This is a genomic window from Pseudomonas sp. SIMBA_068 (assembly GCF_046534705.1).
GTDB lineage: Bacteria > Pseudomonadota > Gammaproteobacteria > Pseudomonadales > Pseudomonadaceae > Aquipseudomonas > Aquipseudomonas putida.
Genome location: NZ_JAWRYI010000009.1, coordinates 286,823 through 306,846, shown reverse-complemented (window position 1 = coordinate 306,846; position 20,024 = coordinate 286,823). Strand labels below are relative to the sequence as shown.

Genomic DNA, 20,024 nt, shown 5'->3' with positions numbered 1-20,024 from the left:
CGCTTCCTCTGGCAGGGGCTGAGGATGCTGCGGGAGGAGACACCTGCGCAGAGCATCCTGTACCTGTACGAGCCGGGAAGCTATGCGCCGTTGGCGCGGGTCGATCAGGTGGAAGGGGAAGGGCAGAAGCTTTATTACTTCCATACTGACCAGATTGGTACGCCGTTGGAGCTGACCGATAGCGAGGGTGAGATTGTTTGGCAGGCTACTTACCGTTCTTGGGGGGCTGTAGAGCAGCTGGCTGTTAATGAACTTGAGCAAAGTCTACGGTTTCAAGGGCAGTATTTTGATAGTGAGTCCAATCTTAATTATAATACTTTTCGTTATTATGACCCTGAAATTGGGAGGTTCATTACTCAGGATCCAATTGGGCTGGAAGGCGGTAGTAACCTTTATCAATATGCGCCGGAACCAAATGGGTGGGTTGATCCGCTAGGGCTAACTTGTGGCAAGCTGAATGATAAGGTTATTGCCGAGGCGAACCAGATTGCAGCTCCTGGAGGGAATATTACAGCGCAGCAAGCTGCCATTTTGAAAGGTAACCTACCAGTGGTGCAACGCCGTAGTGTCTTCCAAAATCAAGTGGCGCGAAAAGAATTTGTGAGAGATCAAGATTACTTGATGAGGCAGTGGGAGGCTCATACGGGACGAGTGTGGCCAGAAGGGGCTACGCCGCATCATATTATTCCGCTAGAGAGTGGTGGGGCGAATAAATGGTGAAATTTAATGCCTACGAGAGGTAAGCTTCCTAATCACTCCCTGCCTGGAATATCTGGGCCTCATGCTGCAGGCGGTGTATTGAGAACCACAATCCAACAGAGCAGGAAGGCCTTGCCGCCGGGTACTATAACAGATATGAGAATTTAAAATGCTGGATTTCGAAAAGCTAACTGATGAAATTGGCCGTGCAAACTTTTTTTCTAAGATGGAGGATGTGCCTGATAAAGTTGAAAATATTATATATGTAGAGAGCGTATTTAGGGTTTTTATTGAGCCGGTTGAGTCTGAGTTTCTCGGTGCTTATGAAGATCTTGAGTGGTTACCGACCACTCCCACCCAAGATGATCCGTTCAAGTCATTTCCGAAGCCTCCTAAGGATCTGGTTGATCTTAGGCTTAGAGTAAGTAAGGCTGTAATGCAGTCGGTAAAGAAGGTTCCCAAAGATAAATTTTTGTCGGGTGCGCATGATTTTAGTTTGGCTGCTAGAAATGCGGCTTGTTTTGCGTTTCGACAGTATGTCTCTGAGTGCTATTATGGGGAAGAAAGTGCCTGGTTGAGGATAGTTGAATTATATTTTTCCGGTAGGTGGCCCGTTGGATACTCAAAGAATAAATTAATTGTTATCTAGATTGGTTTTTGTGGCAGGTATTTATAATAGTTGCTTTAGGTTGCTGGTAATGGGGTGGGCAAAGTTTTTAATGTACTTAAGAAGGTATGATGTAGTGGTTTGCTGTTGTGGTTGTATTTGTGTTGCTAATTTTTGATGATTCGTTCGACGTAGTCCTACACGGCTGAAAACGAATTATTTGGCTAGTCAATATTATGAGCTAGAGGCGGGTTTCTATTTAGCAATGCCCGGCAGGACTTCGCTTACGACGATACCAGCTGGCTGCTGAGCATTCAGTGCTAGCCGACGGCAGCGGACACCTGCACCAGCTGAACCTGGACGGTCAGGTGATCAGCGACATGGAGCGCGATGACCTGCACCGCGACGCGAGGTGTACCGCACGCAGGGCAAGCTCACCAGTTGCTTCGGTTATCACGCCATGGGGCGCAAGGCATGGCAGTTTGCGTCGACCTTGCCGGCCGACAAGCTCTCGCAAGTGCACAACACCGGTGTGAATACGTCGCTGCTGGTCGAGCACGCCTACAACCCGATTAATCGGCGTTACCAGTACGACCCGGCCGGTGAACTGGTGCGCACCCTCGACAAGCTGCGTGGCGAGATCAAGTACGAATACGAAGCCAATGGCCAATTGCGCAGCCGAGATACCGGCTCGCTTGTCGGTAGCGAAGAATTCCGCTACGACGCGGCAGCTAACCGCTTGGATCTCAACGCGCAGCAGTTTGCCAAGGTCAAGGACAACCGGATCAAACAGTGGCGGGACCAAGAATACCGCTAAGACCCGTGGGGCAACCTGATCGAGAAACGCTCTGGGCACAGCAAGCTGCAGAGCTTTAGTTATGACTGCGAGAACCGGCTGGTGCGGGCCGAGACGTTGGTTAACGGCAAGCTCGAAAGCCAAGGTGAGTATCGGTACGACAGCCTTGGGCGGCGGGTGGCCAAGCCGGCGGAAATCAACGGCGAACTCGAACAGAAGCGCTTCCTCTGGCAGGGGCTGAGGATGCTGCGTGAGGAGACGCCTGGGCAAAACATTCTGTACCTGTACGAGCCGGGAAGCTATGCGCCGTTGGCGCGGGTTGATCAGGTGGAAGGGGAAGGGCAGAAGCTTTATTACTTCCATACGGATCAGATTGGGACGCCGTTGGAGCTGACGGACAGTGACGGGCAGATCGTTTGGCAGGCGACGTATCGTTCTTGGGGGGGGATAGAGCAGCTAACGGTCAATGGAATAGAGCAAAATCTAAGATTCCAGGGGCAGTACTTCGACCGCGAGACTGCGCTGCATTACAACACTTTTCGTTATTATGATCCGGAATTGGGGAGATTTGTAACACAAGATCCTGTTGGTTTGTTTGGTGGTGATAATCTTTATCAGTATGCGAAAAACACTCAGTCCTGGATAGACTCATTAGGGCTAGCGTGTGATAAGTGGGATGTTAGTACCCATCAGGCAAACAAAAATGCAGTTAAAGGGAAGAATCTAGGCCTAGACTCACATAATGTTGGGCAGAAAAATTTGATGAAAGACTTGTTGAGGGCTACGATCATGCTACAGGGCCTGCTATGCTGGTACCCCGAGTAGGACATACAGTTTCTAAAGAAGGTGTAGGAATTGTGTCTAGAAGTAGTATAAATCCCAGGACAGGACTCCCTTTTACTAGCGCTCGTGATGTGGTTGCGCGCGACATTAGAGAACTTAGGCGTGTTTACCCCGAAGTGCCGAATGAAAAGCTACAGGAGCTAATCGCTCTGAATAAATCTATGTATCCAGAAATGCGGAAGTAAAGGGAGAGATTTATGGGTGATAATAAATTTGTTGATGCTATTTATTCCGAATTGTTTGAGAAAAACTTCCCTCAATATAAAAATTCTCTTACTAAACCCGTCAACGGAGATAAGGACTCATATGCTCGTGCGCGTAATGCTCTAGCATCGCTAGATGATACTCAAAAACATGATATCATTAACTTTTTTAAAATTGTTATCGCAGACAGCGCTTCTGTAGTGCTTGGGACGTTGGATGGTGTCCATTTTCCGGATGATCTTGAGGGCGATTTTGTTGTACAATTAGATGGTGCAGATATTCAGGGTGACCTGCAGGATATATTTATCGAAAAATCTCAGCAAGATGGTATTTACGATTGATTTTTTGAGGCGTTTTTAGTCTGGCTTCGGTTTTTGTTTTTATGTGACATTGTTGAAGAATAAATATTAAAAAGCTATTGAAAGTAGTTGGGGTGCCAGCTTCAACTATTTTTCCGTTAGCCGATACTGTCGAGCGACTGGAATGAAGCTGCCTTAGTTAATATAATTATTTTTGTCATTGTTAAAAGTCACGTTCGCTAAACGTGTATAGGTGATTGTGCGGGCCTGTATCCAAGGTGGCTCATTACCTCCTGCAAACCCTCGACAATCTAGAGAAGTGCCGGACACCAACACCGAAGTGCCGCTACAACGCATCGAAAACGCCCTCGGCCACTTCCTGCACTTCACCCGCACGCCCGACGGCACGCTGACCGACATCAGCGCCACCGGCGGCACTCGCGTGCACCTTGGTACTTCCGCTGTTTAGGAGGTGTATGCTTGATATCAATGCGTTGGCACTGCCAATTGAAACAGCCGAAAGAGACTCCTTGTTGGACGTTCTATATAAGGCTTGGAGAGCTTGTAGGGATCAGGAGTACCGCTACGATCCGTGGGGCAACCTGATCGAGAAGCGCTCGGAGCACAGCAAGCTGCAGAGCTTTAGCTATGACTGCGAGAACCGGCTGGTGCGGGCGGAGACGGTGGTCGATGGCAAGCTGGAAAGCCGAGGCGAGTACCGGTACGACGGCCTTGGGCGGCGGGTGGCCAAGCAGGCTGAGATCAACGGTGCCCATATTGACTCGGCCGGGTACAGCAGCCGTGGCGTAGGCAAAGTACTTACGGGGCCAAATTAGGCGGCGCATTGGCGTTCGGCCCCCAGGCTTACCTAGATGCGACGGAGGCAAAATGCATCTCGGAGTTCTTCCAGAAGTCAGCTTACACCCAGCCGACCAATGCATTGGCCTTTGGTGTCGGTGTATTGGTCGGCGGGCTGACAGGGCCGGCTGTCGTCGTGATTGCCTTGTCTTTGGGTGCGGGTTTGGCAGTTCAGTTTGTCATGAGTGACGATTTTTCGGGGATGGGCACTACCCTGGGTAATTTCTTGAAGGGGAAGGATTAAATGTTTACCACAGAACGTTTTTTTAAAAAAATCTGGTCGGTGTGGCTGCTGGTAGTGATATTGGCCCTGATGATGACCGGAGTGGCGCCGCCATTCATGGCGGTGCCGGCGATCCTGATCATTATCGTTATGACGCTGTGGTGCATCAACTGTGCTTACCGCAGTGAGCACTTTGTAAGTTTCGCGAATTTGCGCATGTTCTTCAATATGTCAGTTGCACCAATGTTCGCATCGCTGCTGACACTGGGTGTTACCTACAAAAAAATGAAGTTGGGAGCGGCGACTTCTTTGATGTTAGGGCTCGCGCCCGTCGTGCTGGTGTTGTTGGCCTATGCAATGGCTTATTACTGGCGCCGTAAAAGTGATATTCTCCATTTTAAAGGGCAGCGCGTGGAATCCATCGAGCCGCCTCAGAAAGTTCAGTGGTGGCAGGCGGGTTTGGCGGCGGGCTTGAGCAGCGTGATCTATCCGCTGATGAAAAGCCATGACGTGCCGGCCACCGGGTTGATCTACTTCTTTGCGCTAATGTCCGTGTTCATGGTGTTTTACAATCGTGACAAGATCAGTGCACTCAGAGACCTGAAAGTGCGCGAAGCGAAGGAAAACCGTCAATACACATTCATGGATATAGAAACTATTCAGAGCATGCGTGCTGCCTCGTGGTTGGGCAGGCTTTTCGCCGTACGGGCGCGCTGATGTTCACCGTTACAGGGAGTAAATTATGCTAACTGACGTTCTTTCCATGCTCGCGCCGCAAAACAGGCGATTGTTCAAGCTGAATATCCTGACACAAACAGCCAACGATGAGTTTTTGCTTGAGCACTTTTCCGGCACTGAAGAGCTTTCCAAACTCTATGAATGCGATCTGGCCTTGCTCAGCCAACAGAGCGATATAAAGCTCAAGTCACTGATTGGCAGCCAGGCCACGGTAGAAATCGAGTTATCCAACGGCTCTTTCCGCCACATTAACGGCTATGTTCAGCGGTTTAGCACCCAAGGCAGCGACGGCGGCTATGTGCGCTATGCAGCCGTGCTAGCCTGAACAGCGATGACGGCCTGCCGCTCACCATCATCGATGCGACCTACAAGTCCAAGTACATGTGGTGGAATAATCCTGTGCCGGACGGTCCGTACCATGGTAGTAGAGCTAGAAGGCTGTTCCATTATAGTTTAATTAAAGATTTGCATAGCAATCAAAGCAAAGCTAGAGCGCTTAGCGCGATCGATTCATATTGCAGCAAATACATGAAGCCAGGAGTATGCTAAATGGATTATTATGATGTTGAGCGGTATGAAAAAATTCATGTTTGGGTAGGTACAAATTTCTCTTCGGAGGATGACTATCTAAAGTATTTTGAGTTGGACTATTCTGTGGATTTGGATGATCCCGCATACAAGGTTTGTGGGTTTTGCAGAGATATTGGTGTGAGATGGTATGACGAGGACTTCATAGGAATTATACCAAGAAAAGCGGAGGAGGTGAGTTTAGATGAAATCTTGATTGAGTCTGCGGTTGACGCCCGTTATATTGAGGATTTAAAGGCAGAGTGCTTGAGGCTTGGTATCTCTAAGGCTAATGCAATTTTTTGGTACTCCGATGGTGGTACGGTTGTTTCCAAATCTTTAAAGTCAAATTATAATGGCTTGAAATATGCTGGTTTATATGAGGGTGAATGATAAGCTCGGCGTAGACCTGAGGAGCCTGGATTGGTTATGTGTCAGAATTTTAGTGTCCGGATCTGATTTTTGATGCGCGGTTATGTATAGTTTATGATTTAAAACTCCTGTTTAGGTGTTAGGATGCTAAGGGTTTGATCTTTACTAGCTCATGGGCTAGTTGCTCTGTCGCGACATAAGTAGAGCCAATATTTTTCTTGTGGTGCATGTTGTCGGTCGCATCTAATACGCGCACGAGCAGTTGTACCTGGTCTGCCCCGAGAGTGGCCATTACATCCTGCTAACCTTCGATACGTTGGCCTGGATTGATCTATTAGGCTTGTGCAAAAGCGCGGAACTTGATGGAAATCGTCATCCAACAGCCGAATACATAGGGAAGTATCGATCGTCCGTGGGTAATGTTTCCGGCCATCATGTCTGAGAGTTATTTGTGGCATGTTGATGGGGTTAGTGTGAATGGCCGATCACCACTAACAGGAAATTGAAGCCATGCAAACTCACCAACAAGCCCCAGTACACACAGGCAATGATGCCCTGCTGCGGGCATACACGCCCTATGGTTACCACGCGGTTCGGGGCAGGCCTCTGTTGGCCTTTGCCGGCGAGGCTGTTGCGCAAGCGCCGCACTGTTATCTGCTGGGTAATGGCAAACGTGGCTATCGCACCGTGCAAATGCGCTTTCTCAGCCCCGATGCATTCAGCCCGTTTGGTCGGGGAGGCCTCAATGCATACGCCTATTGCACGGGTGATCCCATCAACCATGTCGACCGCGATGGCCATTCGCCCACACGTGCAGTCGGGCAGGCCACCGGACTCGTAAGGGGAACGGTGGGGATGCTCTCGTCGCTGAACAAGGCATCCAAAGCAATAGTCAAACGTTCGATTGCCAAGGCTGAAGGGCGGCCAATACCGAAGGAGTTTGATGACGCGAGCCGAACCAACAATGCGATGATATTTATTGGTGGGTTGGCCGGTACCGTGATCAAGGCACCCGGGGCAGCGCTCGCTCTTTCAGCGTCCTTTGAGTCAATAGGGGCTGAACTGGTCGCTGGGGCCGGGATAGGGGCTGCGTCCTTTGCGGGTGTGGGTAAAATCAGGCAGCTGTTGACCGACATGAGGTCGACCTATCTTCAAGCCAGGTTGAATAGACTGCCCTTCGGTAAGTTGGCAATTGAGTCCATCAAGGAAGCTACGGGGTGGAACCGAATACGCGGCCAGGAGTCGGCCATCCTCGAGCCGTTGCCAGAAAAAGTATTATTGGTTCGCCTGCCTGCCGGCAGGGGATGAACAGTCTGGCAAACGGTGCCAGGTCGCCTCGATGCTTTCGGTTCCACGGTGTGAAACCAGATTCGATTGTGCTTCATCTCTCCTCGCGCTTATCTGTGAGCCAAGCACGACCTGCCTTACCCGTCGTGACCTCAAGGCGAACAACAAGAACGGGAAACCACCCGCGCGAGGAGACGTTACATGTCCCGACATCAGCACATCCTGGCCTGGCTTAACGACGTGGCCAGCGACCTGCACGCAATCCGTCACGATATCCACGCCCACCCGGAACTGGGTTTTGAAGAGAGCCGCACCTCGGCGCTTGTCGCCCGGCTGCTCGAGGCGTGGGGCTATGAAGTACACACCGGCATCGGCAAGACCGGTGTGGTCGGCGTGCTGCGCAATGGCAGTAGCCCACGCCGCCTGGGCCTGCGCGCCGACATGGACGCGCTGCCCATCCACGAAGCAACGGGCGCGGCCTACAGCAGCCAGCACCAAGGTTGCATGCACGCCTGCGGCCATGACGGGCACACCACCATGCTGCTGGGTGCTGCGCGCTACCTGGCGGCAACCCGGCAGTTCGACGGCACGCTGACGCTGATCTTCCAGCCGGCCGAGGAGGGCCAGGGCGGTGCCGAGGCGATGCTGGCCGACGGCCTGCTGGAACGCTTCCCCTGCGATGCGCTGTTCGGCATGCACAACATGCCCGGGCTGCCGGCCGGGCATCTTGGTTTTCGCGAGGGGCCGATGATGGCCTCGCAAGACCTGCTCACGGTGACCCTCGACGGGATGGGCGGCCATGGCTCGATGCCGCACCTGACCGTAGACCCGCTGGTGGCAGCGGCCAGTGTGGTGATGGCGCTGCAAACCGTGGTGGCGCGCAACATCGATGCGCAGGAGGCTGCGGTGGTCACCGTCGGCGCGTTGCAGGCCGGCGAAGCGGCCAACGTGATTCCGCAACAGGCGCTGCTACGGCTTAGCCTGCGCGCATTGAACGCCGAGGTGCGGGCGCAGACCCTGGAGCGGGTGCGCGCGATCATCGTCAGCCAGGCCGAAAGCTTTGGTTGCCGTGCCAGCATCGAGCACCGCCCGGCCTACCCGGTGCTGGTCAACCATGCCGCAGAAAACGCCTTCGCCACGCAGGTGGGGGTGGAGTTGCTGGGTGCCGAGGCGGTGGATGGCAACACCCGCAAGCTGATGGGCAGCGAGGACTTCGCCTGGATGCTGCAGCGCTGCCCGGGCGCCTACCTGTTCATCGGCAATGGTGTATCGCGGCCGATGGTGCATAACCCGGCCTACGACTTCAACGACGACATCCTGCTGACCGGTGCCGCCTACTGGGGCGCGCTGGCAGAGCGCTGGCTCGCGCCCGCCTGACCTTTCCTTTTTGACGACTGCCGCTGGAACCCGGGCGCGACCGCGCCTGGGCGATCACCCAATCCTTGTGTGGAGTGTTCCCTATGCAGACTTCGAGCACCGGCGTGTCGCGTACCCGGCAGGTGGTCGCCGCCGTTATCGGCAACGCCCTGGAGTGGTACGACTTTATCGTGTACGGCTTTCTGGCCAGCATCATCGCCCGGCAGTTTTTCCCGTCCGACGACGAGTACGCTTCGCTGCTGATGGCCCTGGCCACTTTTGGGGTAGGGTTTTTCATGCGCCCGGTGGGTGGCGTGTTGCTGGGCATGTACTCCGATCGCAAGGGCCGCAAGGCGGCGATGCAGATGATCATCCGCCTGATGACCGTGTCGATCGCCATGATCGCCTTTGCCCCCGACTACCTGGCCATCGGCATGGCCGCGCCGCTGCTGATCGTGGTGGCGCGCATGCTGCAAGGGTTTGCCACCGGTGGCGAGTACGCCAGCGCTACGGCGTTTCTGGTGGAGAGCGCGCCTGCACACCGCAAGGGCCTGTATGGCTCGTGGCAATTGGTAGGGCAGTGCCTGGCGGTTTTTTCCGGGGCGGCGATGGTGGCACTGGTTACCCACCTGTGCTCGCCTGAGGCACTGGACAGCTGGGGCTGGCGCATCCCGTTTGTGCTGGGCCTGCTGATCGGCCCGGTCGGGTTGTGGATACGCAAGCACATGGAAGAGCCCGAGGAGTTCGTCGAGGCGCGCCGCCAGGCCAAGGGCCAGTCGCCCACCCTGTGGCAGGTATTGCGTGAACATCGGCGCAGCCTGCTGGTGTCGATGGGGCTGGCCTGTGGCGCGACGGTGTCGTTCTACGTGGTGCTGGTGAACATGCCGACCTTCGCCCACAAGAGCCTCGGGCTGCCGCTGGACCAGGTGCTGCTGGTGCAGATGCTGGCCGTGGGGCTGATGACCGTGGTCATTCCTCTGGCAGGGGCGTTGTCTGACCGGGTGGGGCGGCGCCCGGTGCTGATGGCTTTCACCCTGGCCTTTTTCGTGATGGTCTACCCACTGTATGTGTGGGTGGCCGCTGCGCCTTCGCTGGAGCGCCTGCTGGTGATGCAACTACTGCTGTGCACGGCCATCGGCGGTTTCTTTGGCCCGGCCCCGACCGCCCTGGCCGAGCAGTTCCCGGTCGAGGTGCGCTCCACCGGCGTCTCGGTGGCCTATAACGTAGCGGTGATGGTGTTCGGCGGCTTTGCCCCGTTGATCGTCACCTGGCTTACCAAGGTGCTCGCTACCCCGGTGGCACCGTCGTTCTACGTGCTGTTCGCCTGCCTGCTGACGCTGCTGGGTACCTATTGCCTGAAAGAAGCACCCCGGGCGGGTAAGCCTGCCGCATTCAACCTTGGAGTAAAACCGTGAAGCCGTTAGCCATCGACCCCATCGTTGCCCTCGATGCCCAAGCTTTGTCCCAGGCCATCCATGCCCGGCAGGTATCGTGCCGGGAAGTGATGCAGGCCTACCTGGCGCATATCGAACGCTGCAACCCGCAGGTCAACGCACTGGTGTCGCTGCGCCCGGCCGAGGCGGTGCTGGCCGCAGCCGATGAGCGTGACCGTGAGCTGAAGCGGGGCCATTCCCGCGGCTGGATGCACGGCATGCCACAGGCGATCAAGGACCTGGCTGCCACTGCCGGGTTGCGCACCACCCTGGGCTCGCCGTTGTTCGCCGAACAGGTACCCGAGCATGACGCCATCAGCGTGGCGCGGGTGCGGGCGAGCGGGGCGCTGATCGTTGGCAAAAGCAACGTGCCGGAGTTCGGCCTCGGCTCGCAAACCTATAACACCCTGTTCGGTACCACCACCAATGCCTACGACCCGCATCGGGTAGCCGGCGGCAGCAGTGGCGGGGCGGCAGCGGCGCTGGCCATGCGCCTGCTGCCGGTGGCTGACGGCAGCGACATGATGGGCTCGCTGCGCAACCCGGCGGCGTTCAACAATGTGTTCGGCCTGCGCCCGTCGCAGGGCCGTGTGCCACATGGTCCTGCGCCCGAACTGTTCGTGCAGCAGCTGGCTACCGAAGGGCCGATGGGGCGCAGCGTGGTGGATGTGGCGCGGCTGTTGTCGACCCAGGCAGGCGTTGACGCGCGGGCGCCGCTATCGCTGAGCGAGGGCCGCCGCGATTTCGCCGCAGGGCTGCAGCGCGATTTTCGGGGTGTGCGGGTTGGCTGGCTGGGTGACTACAACGGCTACCTGCCGATGGATGACGGGGTGTTGGGCCTGTGTGAAGCAGCGTTGGCCGATTTCGCCGAACTGGGCTGCCGGGTCGAGGCTTGCCAACCGGCATTCGATCCGGCGCGTTTGTGGCAATGCTGGCTCACCCACCGCCACTTCCTGGTGCACGGCAACCTTGGCGCGGCCTATGCCGACCCAGCCAGGCGCGCCTTGCTCAAGCCCGAAGCACAGTGGGAGGTAGAGGGCGCCTTGCAACTGAGCGCAGCTTCGCTGTACCAGGCCTCGCTGGACCGCAGCGAATGGTACCGCGCCTTGGCCAACCTGTTTGAACGTTACGACTACCTGCTGTTGCCGTCTGCCCAGGTGTTCCCTTTCGATGCAAAACTGGCGTGGCCGACGGCCGTCGGGGGCCGGGCGATGGACACCTACCATCGCTGGATGGAGGTGGTGATCGGGCCGACCCTGGCCGGCTTGCCGAGCATCAGCGTGCCGGTCGGCTTCAACAGCGACGGTTTGCCCATGGGCCTGCAAATCATAGGCCCGGCCCAGGCCGATCATGCGGTGTTGCAACTGGCATACGCCCATGAACAGCTGACCCGGTGGGTTGAGCGGCGCCCGCCACCGTGCCTGCAGGCCTGATGAAAGCACTGGGCAGGCGCGGTTCTTGCTGGCTATGCTGACCATCCAGCTACAGGGAGGTCATACCCATGGGCATTACGGCAGACAGTGGCGGCGTGCGTTCGGTGGAGCGCGCACTGGCCATTGTCGACCTGCTGGGCGAGCACCAGGCGCTGGGCCTGGAAGAACTGCATTACCTTACCGGCCTGCCCAAGGCCACGGCCTCGCGCATGCTGGCCACCTTGCAGGAGCAGGGCTGGGTCTACCGTGGCCTCAGCGACCGGCGTTATCGCCTGTGCGCGCGGCGGCTGTTCGGTGACCGGCAGATGCGCTTCAAGCGGCGCCTGGTGGAAAGTGCTGCACCAATGCTGCTGGACCTGAGCGAGCGCACCGGGCTGGTGGTGGACCTGTCGTGTTTCGACGGCGAGCGGCTGGAGGTGATGGAAAGCGCCATCCCTCAGGTATTGCGCAAGCGGTACCCGCATACCTGCCAGATCGTCGGGCACCATGCCAGCCTGTTTCACTCGGCGATGGGGCGGGCCTGCCTGGGTGAACTGGCGGTGGATGAAGTGCAACGCCTGGCGGCCCATGAGCGGCTGCGCGATGACACGGTGCTGCGCAACATCGAAGAAGACGCGCACAAGGGCTTTGGCCAGCGAACCGAAGGGTACTGGGAGTACCCGGTGCGCTTGCCATTCCTGATCCGCGCCATTGCGCTGCCGGTACATGCCGAAGGGCGCCTGGCCGGGAGCATTGCCTTGCACTGGCCGCTGGATCAGGCGCCGGTGGAGCGAGTAATGAATTTGCACCTGAGCAGCCTGGCGACCACGGTAGACGATGTGCAGCGGGCCTTGGCGGTCGAGTGCTGACCTGCGCCGGCCTTTTCGCAGCACAAGGCTGCTCCTACAGGTATCGCGTGCTCATGTAGGAGAGCGAGTAATGAATATGCCTGGCGGCCACGGTAGGCGAGGTGCAGCGGGCCTTGGCGGTCTAGTGCTGACCTGTGCCGGCCTCTTCGCAGCACAAGGCTGCTCCTACATGAGCACGCGATACGTGTAGGAGCAGCCTTGTGCTGCGAAGAGGCCAGTGCAGGCCACAGCAAAAGCCGGCAGATGTTACTGGCCCTCGCGAAACCCGCTAGGGCTCATCCCCGCATGCTTGCGAAAGAACCGGCTGAAATACCCCACATCGGCAAACCCCAGCTCATGGGCGATCTCTTTCACACTCAGGCTCGAATGCCCAAGCATGCGCTTGGCCTCCAGCACCAGCCGGGCATTGATCACGTTCATGGGCGTCATGCCCAGGTGCTCCTGGCACAACCGCCCAAGCGTAGCCAGGGTCATGCCCAGCTCGGCGGCGTAGTCCTCAAGTGGCCAGTGCGCGCGGTAATGCATGTCCACCAATTCACGCAATGCGGTCAGCTGCTGACTGCGCCTTGACACTGGGCGCTGCCCACCGTGGGGCAGGTGCGGTTCATGGCGCAGCACCTGGATCAGCAGCGTCAGCAACAGCGCCATGCTGCTGGCCACATGCTCACGGGCGCGGTTGTGGTACTCCTCGCGCAAGGCCATGCACAGCGGCAGCAACGGGTCTTCGTCGGCTGCCCACGACGGCAGGGCGATCACCTGTGGTTTGCGCACCTGCACCAGCAGGTTGGGTGCCAGCACCTGGGCGATACTTTCCAGCGGGTGCTGGGCGGCGGTGATCACGTGGCCCTCGACCTGGCCGGCCCAATGGAATCCATGCACCACTTGCGCCGGCACATACACCACGCAGGGGGCCTGCACCTGGAGCCGGTCACTGTCGAACAGCACTTCACCGCCGCCGCTTTGCAGGTACAGCAGCTGCAGCAAGCCTTCATGACGGTGCGCGGCAATTTCCCAGTTGTGTGCGCCAGACCGTTGGGAGATCTGCTCCACATGCAGGGCTTCGTGCCACACCGGTTGTGCGGTTTCACCGTACAGGGCGTAGTTGGGGATCTTGTTCATGTTGTTGTAATTGTTCTGTTCGGTACCTGGCTACTGTGCCACAGCTGCCTGCAGGCTTCAGGCGGCAGGGCGAAAATTGTCGGGAATGTGGGGCTGGTTGCAGGTTTTGTCCATTCTGCCGGTGTGCCTGCCGGCCCTAGGCTGTGGCCCAGATGAAGCGACACTCTGGAGAGCAGCATGCACAACAACAAGATCCCCTCTCAATGGCTGGGCCTGGATTCGGCCGTCTGCGTGGTCACCGGTGCCGCCGGTGGTATTGGCGCGGCGCTGGCCGGCGCCCTGGTCGGGCAGCACGCCCATGTGGTCCTGCTGGACCGTGACCTGGACAAATGCCGTGAACTCGCTGCCACCTTGGGCGAACACAGTGTCGGTGAGGTCAGCGCCCTGGGCTGCGACATCGCCGACCCGGCCAGCGTAGAGCAGGCCGCCGCCCAGGTTCAGGCGCTGCATGGGCGCTGCGATGTACTGGTCAACAATGCCAGCGTGCTGCGCCCCGGTGCGCTGGATGGGCTAGGCCTGGAGCAATGGAACCAGGTGCTGGCAGTCAACCTCACGGGCTACCTGTTGTGTGCCCAGGCCTTCGGCCGTTCGATGCTGGCCCGCGGCCAGGGCCGTATCGTGCACGTGGCCTCGATCGCCGCCCATTACCCGCAACCCAACAGCGGTGCCTACAGTGCGGCCAAGGCCGGGGTCAGCATGCTGTCGCGCCAGATTGCCGTGGAATGGGGGCCGCGCGGTGTGCGCAGCAATGCCGTTTGCCCGGGGTTGATCCGCACACCCTTGTCCGCAGCGTTTTATGCCGACCCGCAGATCGAACGCCAGCGCTGCGCCATGACGGCCAACCAGCGCATTGGTGAACCGCAGGATATCGCCGAAGCCGTGCTGTTCCTGGCCAGCCAGCGCGCCGACTACATCAACGGTGCAGAGCTGACCGTGGATGGCGGCCTCGAAAGCATGCCCATGGCGCTGATCCCGCGCCCAGGCTTTGAGGGGGCACGCGCATGACCACGCGTAACTGCGATGTGCTGGTTGTCGGCGCGGGTGCTGGTGGCCTGGCGACCGCCATTACTGCAAAGAAGCATGGCCTTGACGTGATCGTCATCGAAAAAGACGACTGTTTTGGCGGTACCACGGCGTTTTCCGGCGGTGTGTTGTGGGTGCCCGGTAACAGGCACAGCGCCAACGACAGCCCCGAGGCGGCCATGACTTACCTGCGCAACGAAACCGGTGCCTGCTTTGACGCGGCCGGGGTCGAGGCGTTCTTGCGCTACGGGCCGCAGATGGTGGACTTTTTCGAGCGGGAAACCGCCGTGAAGTTCGTGCCCACGCTGTACCCCGACTATCACCCACAAGTCGAAGGGGGCGTCGATGTGGGCCGCTCGATACTGGCCGCACCTTACGACATCCGCGGCTTGGGGCCGGACATGGCACGCCTGCGCCCGCCGCTGAAAACCATCACCTTCATCGGCATGATGTTCAATTCATCGAATGCCGACCTCAAGCACTTCTTCAACGTTACCCGATCGTTGACTTCGTTCGTGTATGTGGCCAGGCGCCTGCTCACCCACCTGAAGGAGCTTGCCCTGTATCGCCGCGGTACCCAGGTTACCAGCGGCAATGCCTTGGCAGCGCGGCTGGTACGCTCGGCATTGGACCTGGGCATCCCGATCCTCACCGGCACCCCGGCGCGGCAGCTGCTGCGCGACGGTGGGCGGGTGGTGGGGGCACTGGCCGGGCAAGGCAACAGCGAACTGCGCATTCAGGCACGGCGCGGGGTGGTGCTGGCCTGTGGCGGGTTCTCCCATGACCTGCAACGGTTGCGCCAGGCCTACCCGCATGTGCGCCGTGGTGGTGAGCATTTTTCACCGGTGCCAGCGGGTAATACCGGCGATGGCGCTCGCATGGCCGAGGCGTTGGGGGCAAAGGTCGATATCCGCCTGCAAGCGCCGGCGGCCTGGATGCCCGTGTCGAAGGTGCCGGTAGGTGCCGGGCGATACATCGCCTTTCCGCATCTGCTGGACCGCTACAAGCCGGGTGTGATCGGGGTGTTGCGTTCGGGCCAGCGTTTCACCAACGAGTCCAACTCCTACCACGACGTGGGTGCAGCACTGATCGAAGCCTGTGCCGGCCAGGCAGAAACCGCCATGTGGCTGGTGTGCGACCGCCGCACCCTGGCCAAGTACGGCCTGGGTTTCGCCAAGCCTGCCCCGATGCCGACGGGGCCCCTGTTGCGTAACGGCTACCTGCTCAAGGGCAAGACCCTGGCTGAGCTGGCAGGCAAGGCCGGTATCGATGCGCAAGGGCTGGAACGGACCGTGCGCGATTACAACCTTGGGGCAGTGCAGGGTGAAGACCGCCAGTACGGCCGCGGCAGCACCAGCTTCAACCGCTACCTGGCCGACCCACAGCAACAGCCCAACCCCTGCGTGGCGCCAGTGGGCGAGGGGCCGTACTTTGCCGTGAAGGTCATCATGGGCGATCTGGGCACCTTCGACGGGCTGCGCACCAGCGTGGTCGGTGAAGTGCAGGCCGCCGACGGGCAGGCCATCGAAGGGCTGTATGCGGTGGGTAACGACCGTGCCAGCATCATGGGCGGCAACTACCCCGGTGCCGGCATTACCCTCGGGCCGATCATGACCTTTGGCTACATCACCGGGCGCCACCTGGCTGGTGTGGAGCAGGGGCTGGCGGCGGCCGGCAATGCGCGGGAGGTGGCGTGATGGACAAGGCAGTGGTCGATCACCGTATCTATACCATTCGCCCGCGCTGCATGGCGGCCTTTCTCGAAGCCTTCGACCAATTGGCGATGCCAATCCTGCTGCGCCACCTCGGCGCACCACTGGCGTTCTACACCAGCAGCATCGGGCCGCTGAACCAGGTGGTGCACCTGTGGGGTTATGACAGCCTGGATGACTTTGAAAAGCGCAGCGCGGCGCGGGATGCCGACCCGGATTTTGCTGCTTATCTGCATGCCACCCGTGACCTGGTGGTGACGCAGGAAACACGGATCATAAGGCCTGTGTATCTGCGCAGCCTCGACAGGCAGTGATGTTGCCTGTGCCGGCGATTGGGCCGCAACGCGGCCCCGAAACACCGTCATAAAAACAACAACAGGTGATACCCATGAACAACACACTCGACGTGCGCCAACTGATCGACCAGCAACCCATCGGCCGCTACCAGAAATGGGTAGTGTTCCTCGGCTTCCTGATCATCGCCTTGGACGGCCTGGACGTGGCCATCATCGGCTTCATTGCCCCGCAGCTGAAAAGCGACTGGGGCCTGAGCGCGCAAAGCCTGGGCCCGGTATTGAGCGCTGCGCTGATCGGCCTGGCCCTTGGCGCCCTGATTGCCGGCCCCCTGGCTGACCGCTACGGGCGCAAGGCGGTATTGCTGTGCAGCGTGCTGCTGTTCGGCATCTGGACCCTGGCCTCGGCCTTCTCGCCAAACCTGGAAACCCTGGTCGCGCTACGTTTTCTTACCGGCCTGGGCCTGGGTGCTGCTATGCCCAATGCCAGCACCCTTGTCAGCGAATACGCCCCGGCGCGCAGCCGCTCGCTGCTGATCACCCTGGCGTTCTGCGGGTTCTCCCTAGGTGCGGCGATGGGTGGTTTCGTCAGCGCCTGGATGATACCCAACCTGGGCTGGCGCAGTGTGCTGGTGCTGGGCGGGGTGTTGCCGCTGCTTGTCCTGCCGCTGCTGTATTGGCGGCTGCCGGAATCGGTCACCTTTTTGGTCAGCAAAGGTGCAGACCGCCAGCGCATTCTGGCCATTGTCCGCCGCCTGGCCCCTGAACATGTCAATGCCGACAGTACCTTCGTCACGCCCGCCAAACCCCAGGGCACTGGCGGCGCGATTGGCACTATCCTCTCGCCGCGCTACCGCTTTGGTACCTGCATGCTCTGGGCTGGCTACGTGCTGGCGCTGTTCCTGGTTTATCTGTTCAGCGGCTGGCTGCCGACACTGGTGAAGGAGGGCGGTGGTTTTTCGGTGTCTGAAGCCGCCATTGTCACGGCCTGTTTCCAGATTGGCGGCCCGGTAGGGGCGATTTCAGTGGGCTGGGCCATGGATCGCTGTAACCCGCAGCGCGTACTGATGCTGACGTTTCTGTTCAGCGGCGCGGTTATCTTCACAATTGGCCAGGTGGCGGGGGATTTCGCCTGGCTGTGCGCCATTGCCTGCGCCGTGGGCTTTGGGCTGAATGGCGCGAGCGTTGGCATGAATGCACTGGCGGCGGCCTTTTACCCGACGCAAGCGCGGGCGACCGGGGCCAGCTGGATGAGCGGCATCGGGCGCATTGGCGCCGTGCTCAGCGCCTTTGCCGGGGCCCAGATGCTGGCGCTGGGCTGGAGTTTTGAACAAGTGTTCGCTTCGCTGCTGTTGCCTGCCGGGCTGGCGGCATTGGCGGTATGGTTGCAGGGGCGAAATGCTGCGTTACGGGTTAGCGCTCAAGGCTGTACATCCGGCACTCCGCCAGCAACGCCAGCAGGTTCGGCTCCCGCTCCCTAGCCTTCAGAAACACCACGCCAATGTGCTGCTGCAAGCGGTATTGCGGCTTCAAGGCAATCAGCCTGACGCGGTTTTCGTACACCGCCGCAATGCGCCCGGGCAGCAGGGCAAAGCCCACACCCGAGCTGACCATGCTCAGCAGGGTGAAGATGTCATTCACCTGCATGGCTACCTTGGGCTCAAAGCCGGCCTGCTGGAACACCCGCGCGCCATCGCGGTGGGTGGCGAAGCCCTGGGTCAGGGTGATGAAGGTGGAGTCGGCGAGGTCGGCCAGGTCTACCTCGGCCTGTCCGGCGAAGGGCGAGTCGGTGGGGACAGCTAGGAAGATGTCGTCGGAGAACAGCGGCAGCTGCTCGCAGGCCGGGTCGCTGACGCTTTCGTCGAGAGACACCAGGACAGCTTCCAGCTCGTGGTTTTTCAGGCGCTGCAGCAAGTCGACGTTGGAGCCCAGGGTTAGGTCGATGTTCAGCTCGCTGCGGCGCAGTTTCAGGCCCATGACCAGTTTGGGCACGGTTTTTACCGTCAGCGAGTAGAGCGCGCCCAGGCGGAAGCGCTCGGCGTAGAACCCTGCGGCTTCGCGGGTTTGGCGCACCATCTGTTCGGCGTCCTGGATCAGCTGCCGGGCTTTCTTTTCCAGCACGTAGGCGCTTTCCAGAGGGATCAGCTGGCGGCCTTCGTGCTTGAACAACGGGCAGCGCAGGGCGCTTTCCAGCGAGTGGATGGCGCGGTGCACGCTGACGGCACTGGTAGACAACTCGACCGCCGCGCGGCCGAGGTTGCCGGTGCGCATGAAGGCAAGAAAGGTTTCCAGCTTTTTGAGGGTCAGTTCTTCGTCGATCAGCATGGGGGCCTGGGTGGGTATGGCTATAGGGTTATGGGGTGTTTGAGATCGAGCGCCGCCCGCGCGGCGCTTCGCAGCACAAGGCTGCTCCTACATCTGTTTCGGGCCAATGATTCCTGTGGTCAAGGCGCGCGGCCCTTTGGTGTTCACCTCGATACCGTGTCGAATAAACAAGGCGGTCGCGCACGTTGGCGCAGGCGTCACTGGCCCTAACCAGATGTAGGAGCAGCCTTGTGCTGCGAAGCGCCGCGCGGGCGGCGCTCGGTCTCAATCACACCCCACACCTCAAGCCATACCCTCGATCAATGCCCACAACGCCGGGTCATTGAAATCATTCACTACCAGCTTGGCGCCCGCCTCCAGCAACCGCTCCGGCGTCTGTGTCGTGGCCACGCCCACGGTAAATATCCCCGCCCCACTGGCGGCCGCCACCCCCGGCAATGAATCCTCGAAGGCCAGCGCCTGGGTGGCCTCGGCGCCCAGCCGCTGCAGGCCGGTGAGGTAGGGCAGCGGGTCTGGCTTGGGCCGCGCGAGTTCTTCGGCCACCAGCACATGCTCGAACTGCTGGCCAAGGCCCATGGCGTTCAGCATGTGTTCGGCGTTCAGCCGCGGTGCGTTGGTCACCACGCACATGCCGATGTCATGGGCCTTGGCATGCTCCAGCAGGCGCAACAGGCCTGGCATCGGGTCAAGAGACGGTGACAGGTCGCGAAACAGCGCCTCCTTGCGGTCGGCCAGCGCCCGGCACTGTTCGACGCTCGCACCGCTGAACAGCTCGGCGAACAGCTCGCCGTTGGCGCGGCCGCTGACCTGGGCATCGAACTGCGCCTGGCTCAGTTCGCGGCCGTCATGTTCGCGCAGCAGTTGGCGAAAGGCCTGCAGGTGCAGGGTGTCGGTGTCGGTGAGGGTTCCGTCGAGGTCGAACAGCAGGGCGGTCAGCATGGGATATCCAGATCAAGAAAACACAAGCCAGGGGATCATAACCAAAGCTG

At 59.2% G+C, this 20,024-nt stretch carries 20 protein-coding genes and 2 pseudogenes; 19 read left to right on the top strand and 3 right to left on the bottom strand.

Features of this window, described 5'->3' with window-relative positions; genetic code table 11:
• The 15 genes and pseudogenes from SB756_RS21280 to SB756_RS21210 form a co-directional block, all read left to right on the top strand.
• A partial coding sequence (locus SB756_RS21280; RefSeq protein WP_410911761.1) for an RHS repeat domain-containing protein occupies positions 1 to 720 on the top strand: 720 nt, incomplete at its 5' end.
• 148 nt (positions 721 to 868) lie between these two features.
• Positions 869 to 1,348 (top strand): hypothetical protein, encoded by a 480-nt coding sequence (locus tag SB756_RS21275; protein WP_410911759.1) that lies wholly within the window; start codon positions 869 to 871, stop codon positions 1,346 to 1,348.
• Between the two features lie 287 nt (positions 1,349 to 1,635).
• A pseudogene (locus SB756_RS21270) lies at positions 1,636 to 3,130 on the top strand (RHS repeat domain-containing protein); the annotation flags it as partial.
• Between the two features lie 12 nt (positions 3,131 to 3,142).
• A complete protein-coding gene (locus SB756_RS21265; RefSeq protein WP_410911757.1) occupies positions 3,143 to 3,490 on the top strand; it encodes a hypothetical protein in 348 nt (115 codons plus the stop codon).
• A 277-nt stretch (positions 3,491 to 3,767) separates the two neighbouring features.
• Entirely contained in the window at positions 3,768 to 3,917 is a 150-nt protein-coding gene (locus tag SB756_RS21260; protein WP_341798795.1) for a hypothetical protein, read from the top strand.
• A gap of 97 nt (positions 3,918 to 4,014) precedes the next feature.
• Positions 4,015 to 4,218, top strand: a pseudogene (locus SB756_RS21255) (RHS repeat protein); the annotation flags it as partial.
• A gap of 74 nt (positions 4,219 to 4,292) precedes the next feature.
• Positions 4,293 to 4,550: a hypothetical protein gene (locus tag SB756_RS21250; protein WP_341798796.1), complete on the top strand. Its 258-nt coding sequence runs from the start codon at positions 4,293 to 4,295 to the stop codon at positions 4,548 to 4,550.
• On the top strand, positions 4,551 to 5,246 hold the full coding sequence (locus tag SB756_RS21245) for a hypothetical protein (RefSeq protein ID WP_410911755.1): 696 nt from the start codon (positions 4,551 to 4,553) through the stop codon (positions 5,244 to 5,246).
• Between the two features lie 25 nt (positions 5,247 to 5,271).
• On the top strand, positions 5,272 to 5,592 hold the full coding sequence (locus tag SB756_RS21240; protein ID WP_341798798.1) for a contractile injection system protein, VgrG/Pvc8 family: 321 nt from the start codon (positions 5,272 to 5,274) through the stop codon (positions 5,590 to 5,592).
• Positions 5,593 to 5,816: 224 nt separating this feature from the next.
• A complete protein-coding gene (locus SB756_RS21235) occupies positions 5,817 to 6,227 on the top strand; it encodes an immunity 22 family protein (RefSeq protein ID WP_341798799.1) in 411 nt (136 codons plus the stop codon).
• 489 nt (positions 6,228 to 6,716) lie between these two features.
• Entirely contained in the window at positions 6,717 to 7,514 is a 798-nt protein-coding gene (locus SB756_RS21230) for an RHS repeat-associated core domain-containing protein (protein WP_410911753.1), read from the top strand.
• A 180-nt stretch (positions 7,515 to 7,694) separates the two neighbouring features.
• Positions 7,695 to 8,870, top strand: coding sequence for a M20 aminoacylase family protein (locus SB756_RS21225; RefSeq protein WP_410911751.1), 1,176 nt, complete (start codon positions 7,695 to 7,697; stop codon positions 8,868 to 8,870).
• 83 nt (positions 8,871 to 8,953) lie between these two features.
• A complete protein-coding gene (locus SB756_RS21220) occupies positions 8,954 to 10,264 on the top strand; it encodes a citrate-proton symporter (RefSeq protein WP_368978367.1) in 1,311 nt (436 codons plus the stop codon).
• Entirely contained in the window at positions 10,261 to 11,715 is a 1,455-nt protein-coding gene (locus SB756_RS21215) for an amidase (protein ID WP_410911749.1), read from the top strand. Before SB756_RS21220 ends, SB756_RS21215 begins: the two co-directional genes overlap by 4 nt.
• A gap of 68 nt (positions 11,716 to 11,783) precedes the next feature.
• Positions 11,784 to 12,563 (top strand): IclR family transcriptional regulator, encoded by a 780-nt coding sequence (locus SB756_RS21210; RefSeq protein WP_410911747.1) that lies wholly within the window; start codon positions 11,784 to 11,786, stop codon positions 12,561 to 12,563.
• Positions 12,564 to 12,809: 246 nt separating this feature from the next.
• On the opposite strand, the gene SB756_RS21205 is transcribed toward SB756_RS21210, so the two are convergent.
• Positions 12,810 to 13,682, bottom strand: a complete 873-nt coding sequence (locus tag SB756_RS21205; protein ID WP_410911745.1) for a helix-turn-helix domain-containing protein — start codon at positions 13,680 to 13,682, stop codon at positions 12,810 to 12,812.
• Positions 13,683 to 13,859: 177 nt separating this feature from the next.
• Between SB756_RS21205 and SB756_RS21200 the strand changes: the two genes are divergently transcribed.
• The 4 genes from SB756_RS21200 (at position 13,860) to SB756_RS21185 (ending at position 18,191) form a co-directional block, all read left to right on the top strand.
• Complete coding sequence (locus SB756_RS21200; protein ID WP_197862847.1) at positions 13,860 to 14,687, top strand: SDR family NAD(P)-dependent oxidoreductase; 828 nt, start codon at positions 13,860 to 13,862, stop codon at positions 14,685 to 14,687.
• Positions 14,684 to 16,402 carry an FAD-dependent oxidoreductase gene (locus SB756_RS21195; RefSeq protein WP_410911743.1) on the top strand — a complete coding sequence of 573 codons (1,719 nt, stop codon included), beginning with the start codon at positions 14,684 to 14,686 and terminating at the stop codon, positions 16,400 to 16,402. The genes SB756_RS21200 and SB756_RS21195 overlap by 4 nt, the downstream gene beginning before the upstream one ends.
• Complete coding sequence (locus tag SB756_RS21190; RefSeq protein ID WP_016499557.1) at positions 16,402 to 16,731, top strand: NIPSNAP family protein; 330 nt, start codon at positions 16,402 to 16,404, stop codon at positions 16,729 to 16,731. Before SB756_RS21195 ends, SB756_RS21190 begins: the two co-directional genes overlap by 1 nt.
• Before the next feature lie 74 nt (positions 16,732 to 16,805).
• Positions 16,806 to 18,191: an MFS transporter gene (locus SB756_RS21185; RefSeq protein WP_410911741.1), complete on the top strand. Its 1,386-nt coding sequence runs from the start codon at positions 16,806 to 16,808 to the stop codon at positions 18,189 to 18,191.
• Here the strand turns inward: SB756_RS21185 and SB756_RS21180 are convergent.
• Positions 18,124 to 19,035, bottom strand: a complete 912-nt coding sequence (locus tag SB756_RS21180; RefSeq protein ID WP_063424157.1) for a LysR substrate-binding domain-containing protein — start codon at positions 19,033 to 19,035, stop codon at positions 18,124 to 18,126. The genes SB756_RS21185 and SB756_RS21180 overlap by 68 nt on opposite strands.
• 282 nt (positions 19,036 to 19,317) lie before the next feature.
• Positions 19,318 to 19,974, bottom strand: a complete 657-nt coding sequence (locus SB756_RS21175; RefSeq protein ID WP_410911739.1) for an HAD family hydrolase — start codon at positions 19,972 to 19,974, stop codon at positions 19,318 to 19,320.
• Positions 19,975 to 20,024: the final 50 nt, after the last annotated feature.